Here is a 13087-nt window from a genome sequence, read left to right on the forward strand (position 1 = left end):
CGACGACGCAGCCGCCGGCCCGACCGGCCCTCCTGGCCAATCCCGGGGCTGCGCCGCACACGGAGCGCGCAACCATGTTCGGACAGATTCCAGATTTCACCAACGGCTTCGACTTCATGCGCCGGCTGTGGGGCAGCGGCACCGGCATGTCCGCGGGCATGATGCCCGGCCTGCAGGCCATGACCCCGCCGATGGACCTCGACGACCTCGACAAGCGCATCGCCGACCTGAAGGCCGTGGAGAGCTGGCTGCAGCTGAACACCAACCTGCTGCGCACCACCATCCAGGGCCTGGAAGTGCAGCGCGCCACGCTGGTGGCACTGCAGACCTTCGGCAACGCCCTGTCGCCCGAGGCGATGCAGTCGGCGATGGAAAACGTCGCGCGCGCGGCCAACACGCCCAGCGCCGCGGCACCGGAACGCACCGGCGCGGATACCGGCAGCAGTGCGCAACCAGAGCCGCCTGCCGCCGAGCCCGCGCAAGCGGCCGCCAGCGACACCGGGTCCGCCCTGCCGCCCAACGCCGGGCTGTGGTGGGACATGCTGCAGCAGCAATTCAACCAGATCGCCAGCAGCGCCGCCGCGGCCAGCATCGCACCGTTCGGGATGGGCGGCTTCGGCGCACCCGGCGGTGCCAGCGCGGCTCAGGCGAGCGCGGCGAAACCGAAGACCGCCGCGCCAGGCAAGGCCGCTGCCACCGGCACGGGCAAGCCCGCCGCCAAGAAGGCGCCGGCGAAGAAGGCACCAGCCAGGAAGCCTGCCGGGGCCAGGCCGGCGAAGGACGCGGGCAACGGCGCCGACGATGCCGGGAACGGTGGCAGCAACACCACCAACGGCAGCGGTACAACCTGACAGTCAGGACACCCGACCCTTCGTCCACGTCGACGCAATGCACCGCGAGCCCTTCCCGGCAGGCCACTCCGCGCCGAAATCCGGACCCGACCCCGCCGCCACCGCGCTGATCATGATGGGCGGCGGCGCGCGCGCCGCCTACCAGGCGGGCGTGCTGAACGGGCTGGCCCGCATTGCCGAACGGGTCGGCAAGGGCCATGGCGCGATGCCGTTCGGCATCATTGCCGGGACCTCGGCTGGCGCGGTCAACGGCGCCGGGCTGGCGATCCAGGCGGGGAACTTCCAGGCCGCCACGCAGAGCCTGGGCGCGCTCTGGCACGGCATCCATGCCGACGACGTCTACCGCACCGACGTGCTGCGCGTGGGCATATCGGGCGCGCGCTGGCTGTCGACCCTGGCGCTGGGCTGGGCCACGCAGCGCCGCGCGCCACGCGCGCTGTTCGACAACACGCCGCTGGGCAGCATGCTGGGCGAGCTGTTCGAGCCCGCGCGCGTGCAGGCCAGCCTCGACAGCGGCGCGCTGCAGGCGTTCGCGGTCACGGCGCTGTCGTACAGCACCGGGCGCCATGTGACCTTCTACCAGTCGCACCACCGCATCCATCCATGGCACCGCAGCCAGCGCCTGGCCGTGCCGGCGCAGATCACGGTGGACCACCTGCTGGCGTCGTCGTCGATCCCGTTCCTGTTCCCGGCCATGGCGCTGGAGCTCGATGGCCACCATGAGTGGTTCGGCGACGGCACCATGCGGCAGATGTCGCCGCTGTCGCCGGCGATCCACCTCGGCGCATCACGCATCCTGGCGATCGGGGCGGCCTCGCGGCAGCGCTCGGGCTGGTTCGACACCATGCCGGCGGGCGGCTATCCGTCGCTGGCGCAGGTGGGCGGCCAGGCGCTGGCCAGCATCTTCCTGGACGGCCTCAATGCCGACCTGGAACGGCTGCTGCATATCAACCGGCTGCTGGCGCGCATGCCCGAAATCGCCGGCGACCGCGAAGGCTGGCGCCCGGTGCAGGTGATGACGGTCGCGCCGAGCGAGCCGATCGAAGCCATCGCCGCCGAGCACACAAAGCAGCTGCCGCGCACGGTGCGCGCACTGCTGGCGCCGCTGGGCGGCACCGAGGCGCGCGGCGCCGCCTTTGCCAGCTACCTGCTGTTCGAGCCGGCCTTCACCCAGGCCCTGATGGCCCTGGGCGAGCACGACGCCGAGGCCCAGGCCGACGAACTGGCGGCCTTCCTGTACGGTATCGTTCCGGGCACGGCGCCGGCTTCGCCGGCCACCGGCGAGCGCACGGACGAACAGGCCCTTTCCCCGTGAGCCCCGACCATCACATGGCGGCCAGCCAGGCGCCGCGACTGGCACTTTGGCGCGCCGGCACACCGTTAATCGCCCGCAGAATGGGCACGGTTGCGCCAAACCCCGTCAAAAAGCGTTGCATTTGCCCCGATCCGGGCTAAAAAAGGAGAAGAGAATAATTCGCATCTGGTAGAATCTGCCCGGAATTTCAAAGGCTTACCATGCTCTACCCCGAACTGTTCAAATCGTTGGAAGCCGTCCGCTGGCACATGGACAAGGACATCCCCTGGGAATCCTTCGACGCCAGCATGCTGACGGAGGACCAGGCCAAGACCATTCGCATGAATGCGATCACGGAATGGTCCGCCCTGCCCGCGACCGAGATGTTCCTGCGCGACAACCGGCACGACTCTGACTTTTCGGCGTTCATGAGCATCTGGTTCTTCGAGGAACAGAAGCACTCGCTGGTGCTGATGGAGTACCTGCGCCGCTTCCGCCCGGACCTGGTGCCGACCGAGGAAGAACTGCACGCGGTGCGCTTCGAGTTCGACCCGGCCCCGCCGCTGGAAACGCTGATGCTGCATTTCTGCGGCGAGATCCGCCTGAACCACTGGTACCGCCGCGCCGCCGAATGGCACACGGAGCCGGTGATCAAGCATATCTACCGCACCCTGTCGCAGGACGAAGCCCGCCACGGCGGCGCCTACCTGCGTTACATGAAGAAGTACCTGGCGCAGTTCGGCGACAGCGCGCGCGCCGCCTTCGCCAAGATCGGCGTGCTGATGGCATCGGCGCGCCGCACCGAGAAGCCGCTGCACCCGACCAACCTGCACGTCAACAAGGCACTGTTCCCCAACGACACCGTGCAGTCGCGCCTGCCGGATCCGGACTGGCTCGAGCACTGGCTGGACGAGCAGATCCGCTTCGACGAAGGCTGGGAAAAGAAGGTCATCGAACGGATCCTGCACAACATGTCGCTGCTGTTCGAACGCACCTTCGAGACCGTGCAGGACCTGAACCGCTACCGCAAGGAACTGAACGCCAGCCTGCAAGGCACCGGCGGCGCCCAGCCGGCGCAAGCCTGACACCAGTCCTGCAGCACGAAAAAAAGCCCCGCCGCAGCGGGGCTTTTTTCTGCCTTTTCTACCTGACGCATTCCCGACAAATGCGATCCGCCACGGCACACCGGACCTGGTCCGGTATTGGCGGATATTTGCGATGCCGTTTTCCTTATCCCGGAAATCCGGTGCCCGCGATGATAGGCGAACCGGCCGCCACGCAGGTAGTAGCCGGTTACTACATCATTCCACTCCCTTCGCCTGCATTGCCGCACAGCAATGTGCCAATCCACGCCAGGCGCTCCTTTGTCTAATATACCCATATCGAAAAACAAAATACTCAAATCACGCTGCAATTATCCCGGCATTACGACCGCATTTAATTCGTGGTGTAATACCTCACACTTCCGATAGCATCGGAATAACCGCAAGGCGGCGTATGCCATCCGCAAGCTGCGCGAGGATCGATGGCGCCAGCGGGCCCGGGCCGCGCAGATCGACGCCGTACGGCAGGCGCTGCTGGACGCCTTGCGCGGCATTGCCGCCGCGTCGGTGCGGCCGCCGGTCGCCAACGACGCGGTCATCGCGCTGGGCGTGGCCGGCTGGCACGCGTCAAGAACGGGTACCATTCGGGCAAGCATGCCGGCTCCGCGACGGGGCCGGCCTCCACCTTCAGATGCCGATCCATGTCCGTTCCCGCCTTCGAATCCAAGCTGACCCTGCCTGACAACCCCGCCGCGCTGGCCGCGCGCATCGCTGCGTTGCCGCGCCCGCTGGTGTTCACCAACGGCGTGTTCGACATCCTGCATCGCGGCCATGCCACCTACCTGGCACAGGCGCGCGCGCTGGGCGCGAGCATGGTGGTCGGGGTCAACAGCGATGCTTCCGTGAAGATGCTGGGCAAGGGCGACGACCGCCCGCTGAACCATGAATCGGACCGCATGGCGCTGCTGGCCGCGCTGGAATCGGTCGACCTGGTGGCGATGTTCCGCGAACAGACGCCGGTGGAGCTGATCCGCCTGGTCCGCCCCGACATCTACGTCAAGGGCGGCGATTACGATATCGACACGCTGGAAGAAACCCGGCTGGTGCGCAGCTGGGGCGGCCAGGCCTATGCCATCGCCTTCCTGCACGACCGCTCGACCACCAAGCTGCTGAGCAAGGTGCGCCAGGGCGGCTGAGCCTACGGTGCCGGCGCCCGTGCCGGCACGGATCCCGGCGGCTGCAGCTGCATCCGTTCGCCGCGCACCTGCTGCTCCAGCCGCTGCGGCTCACGCGCCGTTTCAAACCATCCGGACAGCGGGTTCGCACCGAAGGCGCCGAGCACCGCCGCCAGCAGCAAGGCATTGGCACATAGCAGCAACAGCAGCGCAATGCGCAGCGAGCGTGGCGGGTCGGGCTGGCCGGGTGTGGTCATGATTCGGGGCCGGAACGGTGCGTGTGGATGTGCGTAGGTACGCGCGTGCGCAGGTATGTCTAGGCGCCGGCCAGGGCCATCGCATGCAGCCCGAGCAGCACCAGATTATCGTGCATCTCGAACGGCACCGCGAGCGCCCCCGCCAGCGCATGGCGGGCCCCGCCGGACAGCAGGCAGCGCGCGGGGCGGCGAGCGGGACCACCAGCGGGGCCGCGCTCACCGAGCGCGCGCCACGTGCGCTCAATGGCGCCGGCCTGCGCGGCCAGGCAGCCCGCGGCAATGGCGTCGTGCGTGTTGTCGGCCCAGCGCCGCTGCGCGCCGGCCACGCTGCCGGCATCGCCGACGTCCAGCGCCGGCAACTGCGCCGTATTGCGCGCCAGCGTGCCCAGCATCAGCGCCAGGCCTGGCAGGATCAGGCCGCCTTCGAAGCGCGCACTGCCATCGGCCGCCACGGTGACGATATCCAGCGTGGTGGCGGTGCCCGCGGTCACCACCAGCAGCGTGTCGTGCGGCAGCCAGCGGTGCGCGCCGACCGCGCCGACCCAGCGGTCCACGCCCAGCTGGGTGGGTTCGCGATAGCCATTGGCCAGGTTGCCGTGCGCGGCGGCGCTGCGCACCCACTGCACCGGCGCGCAGCCGCCGAAGGCTTCGACCAGCGCGGCATCGACGGCGGCGGCAATCACCGGCCCGGCCACATTGCTGATCCACACCGACGGCATCGGCCCGCTTGCGCGCAGCGCGCGCAGCTCAGCCGCCAGCGTCTTCAGCGCGCCCTCATCGGCATGCGCCACCGCGCCGCCGTGCTGCCATGGCGTGGGCAGCGCGCCCGTGGCGGGCAACGCCGCACCGGCTTCACACCAGGCCCACTTGAGGCGGGTATTGCCGATATCGATCAGCAGCCGCGGCGCGCTCACGCGGCATCTCCCTGCCCCGGGGCGGGCCGCAGCGACAGCTCGCCGCTGGCAATGCGCTCAAGCCCGGCCGGCGTTTCCAGCAGCAGGTGGCCGGCCTCGTCGACGCCGCGGGCCATGCCTTCGGCGATCACCTTGCCGTCGTGCAGCAGCCGCACCGGCTGGTCGCGATAGGCATCGGCGGCGGACCAGCGCCGCGCCATCGGCCCGAAGCCGTGTGCAAGGAAGTCCGTGCGCATCGCCGCCAGCCGTTCCAGCAGCGCGGCCAGCAGGCGCGGCGCATCGCGCTGCGCATCGAAGCCGGGCATGGCTTCGGCAACGCCCGCCAGTTCGCGGCCCAGCGCCGCTTCCATCTGTGGATCGCGCACCAGGTTCAGGCCGATACCGATCACGGCCCAGACTTGCCGCGGCCCGGCCGGCACCGACTCGATCAGGATGCCGGCCAGCTTGCGGCCGTCGATCTGCAGGTCATTGGGCCACTTCAGGCCGAGTCGCGCGCCCAGCCTGGCATCGACATCGCCCAGGGCCTCGGCCAGCGCCAGCCCCACGGCCAGGCTCAGGCCACTCAGTTGCGCCGGGGCCAATGCCAGCGGCAGCGCCACCGAGAACGTCATGCCCGCCTGCCCCTGCCATGGCCGGCCCTGGCGTCCGCGCCCGGCGGTCTGGCGGTAGGCCAGGCGCAGCCTGCCGGCGTCGGACCACGGTGCCTGGCGGCAGGCCGCGGTGAGATCGGCATTGGTGGAGCCGGTTTCCTCGACCAGCTCCAGCGTCCAGTCGTGCAGCGTGGGCGACAGCATGGCGCGCAGCGCACCGGCATCGATGCGCCAGGGACCGGCGGGAAGATCGGATGGAGTCGGAGGAACGGCGGACATGCGCGGCAAAGGACTGGGATCGATGGCGATCGTGGAAAACACAGGCACGGACAAGGTGCGGCCCGCGTGCCTGCGGCAGATGCCGCATTGTAGCCGTGCCGCAGCTTCGGCACGACGCGGTCGCGCCAGCGGGGCGGGTGGCTTAGAATCGAGACTCGGCCATCACATCGCATGCCCTTGGAACGCCAGACGACGCCAGATTTCGATATCACGCGCGGGGACGGAACCGTCAGCGTAGCGCTGCGTGGCGACTGGACCGCGCTCGCGCTGGCCGGCTGCCACCAGGCGCGGCAATTGCGCGCGCAACTGCACGAACTGGCAGAGACGCCGGACAGCGCGCAATGGTCGCTGGCCGCGGTCGAGCGGCTGGACCATATCGGCGGCCAGCTGCTGTGGCAGGCATGGAATGGCGCGCTGCCGCAACGGCTGGACGCGAGCGAGGGCCAGCGCCGCGTATTCGCGCGCATCGCCGCAGTGCAGAGCGAGGGCTGGAAGAAGCACATGGTGGACCGCTTCAACCCGGTCACGCTGTTTGGCGCCAACGTGCTGTCGTTCGGCGCGCAGCTGCGTAACGGCATCACCATGCTGGGCCAGCTGGCCTTCGACCTGCTGCGCCTTGCGCGCATGCCGCAGCGGGGCCCGTGGCGCGAGATCTCGGCCAATATCTACAACGTCGGCTACAAGGCGCTGGGGATCACGGCGCTGGTGGGCTTCCTGATCGGCATCGTGCTGTCATACCTGTCGGCCAACCAGCTGCGCATCTTTGGCGCCAGCACCTTCATCGTCAACATCCTCGGCATGGCGGTGATCCGCGAGCTGGGGCCGGTACTGGCGGCGATCCTGATCGCGGGGCGCTCGGGTTCGGCCATCACCGCGCAGATCGGCGTGATGCGCGTGACCGAGGAGCTGGATGCGATGCGCGTGATGGGCATCTCGCACGGCTTCCGGCTGATCATGCCGCGCGTGATCGCGCTGGCCATCGCCATGCCGCTGCTGGTGGCCTGGACCGACGTGATGGCGCTGGCCGGCGGCATACTGGCCGCGCGCGCGCAACTGGGCATCAGCGCCACCTTCTTCCTGCGCGAGCTGCCCGATGCGGTGCCGGTAGCCAACCTGTGGCTGGGGCTGGGCAAGGGTGTGGTGTTCGGCATCCTGATCGCGCTGACCGCGTGCCACTTCGGGCTGCGCATCAAGCCCAATACGCAAAGCCTGGGCGAAGGCACCACCGCCTCGGTGGTGACCGCGATCACCATCGTGATCCTGGCCGACGCGGTCTTCGCCATCCTGTTCAAGGACGTGGGCCTGTGAACGCGGCGCAAGCGAACGCTGCCCCGGGACACACGGACCGCACCGCGGTCATCGAGGTGCGCGACCTGGTCAAGCGCTTCGGCAAGGCGGTGGTGCATGACCATGTAAACCTGGACGTCTACCGCGACGAGGTGCTGTCGGTCGTGGGCGGCTCGGGCAGCGGCAAGACTGTGCTGCTGCGCCAGATCGTGGGGCTGGAGCGGCCCACCTCGGGCACCATCAAGGTGTTCGGCGAAGACCCGACCCGGCTGCGCCCGGCGCAACTGCAAGTGCTGCGCAACCGCTGGGGGCTGCAGTTCCAGCGCGGCGCGCTGTTCTCGGCGCTGTCGGTGATCGACAATATCGCGCTGCCCCTGCGCGAGCTGCGCGCGCTGCCCGACAACCTGATCTGCCAGGCAGCCCTGCTCAAGCTGCAGCTGGTGGGCCTGTCGGCGCGCGATGCCGACAAGATGCCGTCGGACCTGTCAGGCGGCATGATCAAGCGCGTGGCGCTGGCGCGCGCGCTGGCGCTCGAGCCCGAACTGCTGTTCCTGGACGAGCCCACGGCGGGGTTGGACCCGATGGCCTCGGACGACTACGTGGCGCTGATCCGCGAACTGCGGCGCGAACTGCGCCTGACCGTGGTGATGATCACGCACGACCTGGACACGCTGGTGGCGCTGTCCGACCGGGTCGCGGTGCTGGCCGACCACAAGGTGATCGCCGCCGCGCCGATTCCGGAAGTGGTGAAGGTGGACCACCCCTTCATCCGCGAGTATTTCCTGGGCGATCGCGCCCAGCGCGCCATGCAGGCGCTGCCGCCGCACGGGCAGCCGCAGTCACGGGATATGGCGCCCCCTGGAGAAGCATGATGGAAAACAAGTCACACGCATTCCTTGCCGGCGTGTTCACCATCGGCCTGGCTGTGCTGGTGCTGTTCGCGATCTTCTGGTTCAGCAGCGAGCATGCCGTGCGCGTGCCGTATGACCTGATCACGCGTTCCACCGTGAACGGCCTGCAGCCGCAGGGCGACGTGAAATACCGCGGGCTTGAGGTGGGCAAGGTCGAGTCGATCAAGTTCGACCCGCAGGTGCCGGGCCAGATCATTGTGCGCATCACCGTCAACAAGGACACGCCGATCACGCGCACCACCTATGGCACGCTTGGCTTCCAGGGCGTGACCGGGATTGCCTACGTGCAGCTCGACGACTCCGCCGCGCACGATGGCGCCGGGACCTCGCCGCCGCTGCCGACCTCGCCCAAGGCGGTGGCCCGCATCGCCATGCGGCCGGGTTTCTTCGAAGAACTGGAAAAGCGCGGCGACTCGCTGCTGACGCAGGTCGAGACCATGATGTCCTCGCTCAACGACATGTTCCAGGGCGCCAACCGGGACGACCTGATGGCGGCGATCCGCTCGGTGCACAAGACCGCCGAAGACTACTCGCGGCTGTCCGATACCCTGGCCCCGGCCGCCAACCGGCTGCCGCAAGTGGCCGAGAACCTGAACGCGACGCTGGAATCGACCCGGCGCCTGACGCAGGAAGTGGCCAGCCCCAACGGCACGGTGATGCGCACCGTTGACAGCGTCGGGCGCGACATGCAGGGCGCGGCCGCCTCGGTGCAGTCGGCGGCCGGCAATATCAGCCAGGAAACGCTGCCGCAGCTCAACGGCCTGGCGCGCGACGCACGGCAGACCGCGCGCAGCTTCGAGCGCGCCGCCGGCCGCTTCGACGAAAGCCCGAGCAGCGTGCTGTTCGGCGCGCCCGCGCCCACGCCGGGCCCGGGCGAACCCGGCTTCCACGCGCCATAGCCGTGTGCGCGCCTCCATCAATCGCCACTGCCGAGACATCGCCGTGACCCTTGCGACCGAGATGCCAAGCCTGCGCCGACCCGCTCCCTCTTTCCTGCCAGTCCGCCTTGTCGCGTTGCTGGTCGCCGCCGCCGCGCTCGCGCTGCCGGGCTGCGCGCTGACACACGGCACGCCCACGGTAACCTACGACCTGGGTCCGCCGGCCGCCGCCGGGAACGCCGCGGCGGCAAAACTGCCCAAGCTGCGGGTGGCGCAGACCGATGGCCCGGACTGGCTGGAGGGCAACGCCCTCTACTACCGGCTGCAGTACGCGCAGGCGCAGCGGCTGCAGGCCTACGCCACGCAGCGCTGGGTGATGTCGCCCACACGCCTGTTCGACAGCCGGCTGCGCGAAGCCGTGTCGGCGCAGGGCGCTCTGGCCTGGTCCGGCGACACCAGCGTGCCGGCCCTCAAGGTGGACCTGCTGGCGTTCGAGCAGGTGTTCGACAGCGCCACCACCAGCCAGGGCGTGGTGCGCCTGCGCGCCACCGTGTACCGCCAGGGCATGATCGGCCAGCAGACCTTCGAGGCGCGCCGACCCGCAGGCAGCGCCGATGGCGCCAGCGGCGCCAAGGCGCTGGCCGAGGCCAGCGACGCGGTGATCGAGGCGCTGCTCGACTGGACCGGCACGCTGGAGCTAAAGTAAAACTGCAAGGAGAATTGCCATGGAGCCGGCTCCCCCGCCGCCCTCCGCGCCGCCCCCGGCGGCTCAGCCAACGCCTGAACCCTCCGGCCCGCAGCACTCGCCGCTGGCCCGCGTGGGGCTGCTCTGCTTCACGCTGCTGGTGGTGTACGCCAGCCTGTACCCGTTCTCGGGGTGGGTCGACAACGGCGTCTCGCCCTTTGCCTTCCTGACCGCGCCCAAGCCGCGCTACATCACAGAGTTCGACCTGCTCACCAATGTGCTGGGGTACGTCCCGTTCGGCGCGCTGGTGGTGCTTTCGCTGCATCCGCGCATGTCGGGCGGGCGCGCCACGCTGGTGGCGCTGGTGGCCGGGGCGCTGCTGTCGACCTGCATGGAAGCCCTCCAGACCTGGCTGCCAACCCGCATCTCGTCAAATATCGACCTGATCACCAACGCGCTGGGCGCGCTGCTCGGCGGCGCCGTGGTGGCGCCGTTCACGCACATGCTGATCGACGACGGCCGCCTGACGCGGCTGCGCCAGGCCTGGTTCGAGCCGCATGCCAGCTTTGCCATCATCCTGCTGATGCTGTGGCCGTTTGCCCAGGTGTTTCCGCAAGAGCACCTGTTCGGCATGGGCAGCATCGTGCGCGAATGGCTGACCGATCCGGAATCGTGGCCGATGCAGGTGCTGCAGATGCTGTTCCCGCGGCTGGAGGCCTGGCAGGGCAATATCGGCCTGCGGCCCGAGGACATGCAGAGCCAGCAGTTGCTGGAATCGCTGGTGACCGCCAGCAGCTGGATCGGCACGGGCCTGTTCGCCTCGATCGGGATGCGGCGCAACGCGCCGATGCTGCGTATCCTGGCCGGCCTGCTGGCCGCCGCGCTGTTGCTCAAGGCCACCGCGACCGAACTGCAGTTTCCGACCGAGAGCGCCTTTGTCTGGCTGTCGGAGGGCGGGCGCTTTGCGCTGCTGACCAGTTCGCTGGTGCTGGCGCTGCTGCTGTACGTGCCGCGCTGGCTGCGCGCGATCCTGGCCATGGTGGCGCTGGTCGTGCTGGTGGTGCTGACCAACGTGCTGCCATCCAACCCGTACGCGTGGATCTCGGAACAAGGCTGGCGCATGGGCCGATTCATCCACTTCAACGGCCTGGCGCAGTGGCTGGGCTGGCTGTGGCCGTTCCTGGCGTTCTGCTATGTGATCTGGCGTTTCGAACAGGTCAGCCTGCGCCGCCATGCCTTGAAAAAGCGGGCCGCGGCACGCCGTGAGGCGGCCGCTGCCGGTACGCAGGACTGACGGGGCTAGTGCAGCTGCCCGCCCTGCTCGCGCACATCGGCGCGGGTCGACAGCGCCGTCGCCACCGCCGTGCGCAACCCCTTCACCAGTGTTTCCTGCGCCAGGCTCGGCTGGCCCGGATGGCGCGCCGCCTGCTCGGGCAGGTAGGGAATGTGGATAAAGCCGCCGCGCACGTCCTCGCCCGGCTGCCGTGCCAGCCGGTGCATCAGCCCGTAGAAGACATGGTTGCAGACGAAGGTGCCGGCAGTCTGCGACACCGAGGCCGGCACGCCTGCGGCGCGCATGTCGCGCACCATCGCCTTGATCGGCAGCGTGGCAAAGTAGGCGGCGGGGCCGTCCGCGGCGATCGCGGTATCGATGGGCTGAGCGCCGGCGTTGTCGGCAATGCGCGCATCGTCGACATTGATCGCCACGCGCTCCACCGACATCTCGGCGCGCCCGCCGGCCTGGCCCACGGCGATCACCAGCGCGGGGCGCAGCACATCGACCAGCTCGCCGATGGTGTCGATCGCCGCGCCGAACACGCACGGCAGCTGGCGCGCCACGATCACAGCGTCGCCGACGCGTTCACCGTCAAGCGCGCGCACCGCCTCCCATGACGGATTGATCGGTTCATTCTCGAACGGCTCGAAGCCGGTCAGCAGCACGGTACGCATCGAAGGGCTCCGCGGTCACATCAGGAAGTACAGCAGCGCGATATTGGCCACCAGGATCGCCAGCGCGGTCGGCACCTGCGCGCGGATCACGGCGTTCTTGTCGTCGAGTTCCAGCAGCGCCGCCGGCACGATATTGAAGTTGGCCGCCATCGGCGTCATCAGCGTACCGCAATAGCCCGAGAACATGCCGACTGCCGCCATCACCGCCGGGTTGCCGCCGAACATGCCGACCAGGATGGGCACGCCCACGCCGCCGGTCATCACCGGGAATGCGGCGAAGCCATTGCCCATGATCACCGTGAACAGCGCCATGCCCACGCAATAGACCGCCACCGCCACCAGCTTGTAGTCCATGTTGATATAGGCGGTGGTCAGGTGCGCCACGGCCTTGCCCACGCCCGCGTCGGCAAACACCAGGCCCAGCATCGCCAGCATCTGCGGCAGCACCAGGGCCCAGCCCAGCGACTCGGTCAGCCGGCGCGATTCGCGCAGGCCTTGTGCCACGGTGTCGCGCGTGAGCCAGCACACCACCGCCAGCGAGACCAGGCAGCCGATCCCCAGCGAGACGAAGGTCACGTTCTTGGGATCGAGCAGCGGCAAGCCGGCGATCTTGACGTCCTTGAACAGCATGGTGCCGATCACGGTCACCAGCGGGATCAGCAGCGCCGGAATAAACAGCTTGTTGCCGAGGCGGCGCGCGCTGGCACGGCGTTCATCCTCCGGCAGGCTTTCATGCTTGCCGTGGCCGACGCCGCCAAAGCCCGCAATCAGCGCCATCACCACCGCGCCGATGCCGACCGCGGCCGGCGGCAGCCGGTCGCCAGCCAGGAACACGATCGCGTACAGCAGCCAGAACAGGCCGGTGCTGAAGCGGCGCGGATGCTCGCGGTCGGCGAAGGTCATCAGCGCGGTGATCGCCAGCACCAGGCCGGCGAGCCAGTAGAGATATTCGATGGAAATGATCATGGCGCGC

General features: G+C 69.0%; 14 protein-coding genes. 9 read left to right on the forward strand and 5 right to left on the reverse strand.

The genetic code is table 11. The features are described from left to right. Nucleotides 1-74 precede the first annotated feature (74 nt). From ACZ5MJ_RS17410 to rfaE2, 4 genes are all read left to right on the forward strand, one after another. Entirely contained in the window at nt 75-851 is a 777-nt protein-coding gene (locus tag ACZ5MJ_RS17410) for a PhaM family polyhydroxyalkanoate granule multifunctional regulatory protein (RefSeq protein WP_464221030.1), read from the forward strand. 37 nt (nt 852-888) lie between these two features. Beyond that, on the forward strand, nt 889-2166 hold the full coding sequence (locus ACZ5MJ_RS17415) for a patatin-like phospholipase family protein (RefSeq protein ID WP_464221031.1): 1278 nt from the start codon (nt 889-891) through the stop codon (nt 2164-2166). Between the two features lie 200 nt (nt 2167-2366). Continuing rightward, a complete protein-coding gene (locus ACZ5MJ_RS17420) occupies nt 2367-3230 on the forward strand; it encodes a ferritin family protein (protein WP_464221032.1) in 864 nt (287 codons plus the stop codon). 659 nt (nt 3231-3889) lie between these two features. After that, the gene (gene rfaE2 / locus ACZ5MJ_RS17425; protein ID WP_464221034.1) at nt 3890-4384 is read left to right on the forward strand and encodes a D-glycero-beta-D-manno-heptose 1-phosphate adenylyltransferase; all 495 of its coding nucleotides are present in this window, start codon (nt 3890-3892) and stop codon (nt 4382-4384) included. A 2-nt stretch (nt 4385-4386) separates the two neighbouring features. Here the strand turns inward: rfaE2 and ACZ5MJ_RS17430 are convergent, their stop codons facing one another. Genes ACZ5MJ_RS17430 through ACZ5MJ_RS17440 form a run of 3 tightly spaced genes read right to left on the reverse strand, consistent with a single transcriptional unit; the run spans nt 4387 to nt 6403 of the window. Then, on the reverse strand, nt 4387-4620 hold the full coding sequence (locus ACZ5MJ_RS17430) for a hypothetical protein (RefSeq protein WP_464221036.1): 234 nt from the start codon (nt 4618-4620) through the stop codon (nt 4387-4389). 59 nt (nt 4621-4679) lie between these two features. After that, complete coding sequence (locus ACZ5MJ_RS17435; protein WP_464221038.1) at nt 4680-5534, reverse strand: type III pantothenate kinase; 855 nt, start codon at nt 5532-5534, stop codon at nt 4680-4682. Further along, complete coding sequence (locus ACZ5MJ_RS17440; RefSeq protein WP_464223747.1) at nt 5531-6403, reverse strand: biotin--[acetyl-CoA-carboxylase] ligase; 873 nt, start codon at nt 6401-6403, stop codon at nt 5531-5533. Before ACZ5MJ_RS17440 ends, ACZ5MJ_RS17435 begins: the two co-directional genes overlap by 4 nt. Before the next feature lie 171 nt (nt 6404-6574). Between ACZ5MJ_RS17440 and ACZ5MJ_RS17445 the strand changes: the two genes are divergently transcribed. Genes ACZ5MJ_RS17445 through ACZ5MJ_RS17465 form a run of 5 tightly spaced genes read left to right on the forward strand, consistent with a single transcriptional unit; the run spans nt 6575 to nt 11458 of the window. After that, nucleotides 6575-7711, forward strand: a complete 1137-nt coding sequence (locus ACZ5MJ_RS17445; protein WP_464221039.1) for an MlaE family ABC transporter permease — start codon at nt 6575-6577, stop codon at nt 7709-7711. After that, a complete protein-coding gene (locus ACZ5MJ_RS17450; RefSeq protein ID WP_464221041.1) occupies nt 7708-8562 on the forward strand; it encodes an ABC transporter ATP-binding protein in 855 nt (284 codons plus the stop codon). The genes ACZ5MJ_RS17445 and ACZ5MJ_RS17450 overlap by 4 nt, the downstream gene beginning before the upstream one ends. After that, nucleotides 8559-9500 carry an MlaD family protein gene (locus ACZ5MJ_RS17455; protein WP_464221042.1) on the forward strand — a complete coding sequence of 314 codons (942 nt, stop codon included), beginning with the start codon at nt 8559-8561 and terminating at the stop codon, nt 9498-9500. The genes ACZ5MJ_RS17450 and ACZ5MJ_RS17455 overlap by 4 nt, the downstream gene beginning before the upstream one ends. A 43-nt stretch (nt 9501-9543) precedes the next feature. Continuing rightward, a complete protein-coding gene (locus ACZ5MJ_RS17460; protein WP_464221044.1) occupies nt 9544-10185 on the forward strand; it encodes an ABC-type transport auxiliary lipoprotein family protein in 642 nt (213 codons plus the stop codon). A gap of 19 nt (nt 10186-10204) precedes the next feature. After that, entirely contained in the window at nt 10205-11458 is a 1254-nt protein-coding gene (locus ACZ5MJ_RS17465; protein WP_464221045.1) for a VanZ family protein, read from the forward strand. 5 nt (nt 11459-11463) lie between these two features. On the opposite strand, the gene pcp is transcribed toward ACZ5MJ_RS17465, so the two are convergent. Both pcp and ACZ5MJ_RS17475 read right to left on the reverse strand, forming a co-directional pair. Continuing rightward, the gene (gene pcp / locus ACZ5MJ_RS17470) at nt 11464-12114 is read right to left on the reverse strand and encodes a pyroglutamyl-peptidase I (RefSeq protein ID WP_464221046.1); all 651 of its coding nucleotides are present in this window, start codon (nt 12112-12114) and stop codon (nt 11464-11466) included. A gap of 15 nt (nt 12115-12129) precedes the next feature. Beyond that, entirely contained in the window at nt 12130-13080 is a 951-nt protein-coding gene (locus tag ACZ5MJ_RS17475) for a DUF979 domain-containing protein (protein WP_464221047.1), read from the reverse strand. Nucleotides 13081-13087 lie beyond the last annotated feature (7 nt).

The organism is Cupriavidus sp. LA-1, assembly GCF_055385985.1.

Excerpts from the sequence above, each read along its gene's own strand:
- ACZ5MJ_RS17420 (WP_464221032.1), top strand. The coding sequence starts at position 2,367 with ATGCTCTACCCCGAACTGTTCAAATCGTTGGAAGCCGTCCGCTGGCAC.
- ACZ5MJ_RS17440 (WP_464223747.1), bottom strand. The coding sequence starts at position 6,403 with ATGTCCGCCGTTCCTCCGACTCCATCCGATCTTCCCGCCGGTCCCTGG.
- ACZ5MJ_RS17415 (WP_464221031.1), top strand. The coding sequence starts at position 889 with ATGCACCGCGAGCCCTTCCCGGCAGGCCACTCCGCGCCGAAATCCGGA.
- ACZ5MJ_RS17465 (WP_464221045.1), top strand. The coding sequence starts at position 10,205 with ATGGAGCCGGCTCCCCCGCCGCCCTCCGCGCCGCCCCCGGCGGCTCAG.
- pcp (WP_464221046.1), bottom strand. The coding sequence starts at position 12,114 with ATGCGTACCGTGCTGCTGACCGGCTTCGAGCCGTTCGAGAATGAACCG.
- rfaE2 (WP_464221034.1), top strand. The coding sequence starts at position 3,890 with ATGTCCGTTCCCGCCTTCGAATCCAAGCTGACCCTGCCTGACAACCCC.
- ACZ5MJ_RS17445 (WP_464221039.1), top strand. The coding sequence starts at position 6,575 with ATGCCCTTGGAACGCCAGACGACGCCAGATTTCGATATCACGCGCGGG.
- ACZ5MJ_RS17455 (WP_464221042.1), top strand. The coding sequence starts at position 8,559 with ATGATGGAAAACAAGTCACACGCATTCCTTGCCGGCGTGTTCACCATC.
- ACZ5MJ_RS17430 (WP_464221036.1), bottom strand. The coding sequence starts at position 4,620 with ATGACCACACCCGGCCAGCCCGACCCGCCACGCTCGCTGCGCATTGCG.
- ACZ5MJ_RS17475 (WP_464221047.1), bottom strand. The coding sequence starts at position 13,080 with ATGATCATTTCCATCGAATATCTCTACTGGCTCGCCGGCCTGGTGCTG.
- ACZ5MJ_RS17410 (WP_464221030.1), top strand. The coding sequence starts at position 75 with ATGTTCGGACAGATTCCAGATTTCACCAACGGCTTCGACTTCATGCGC.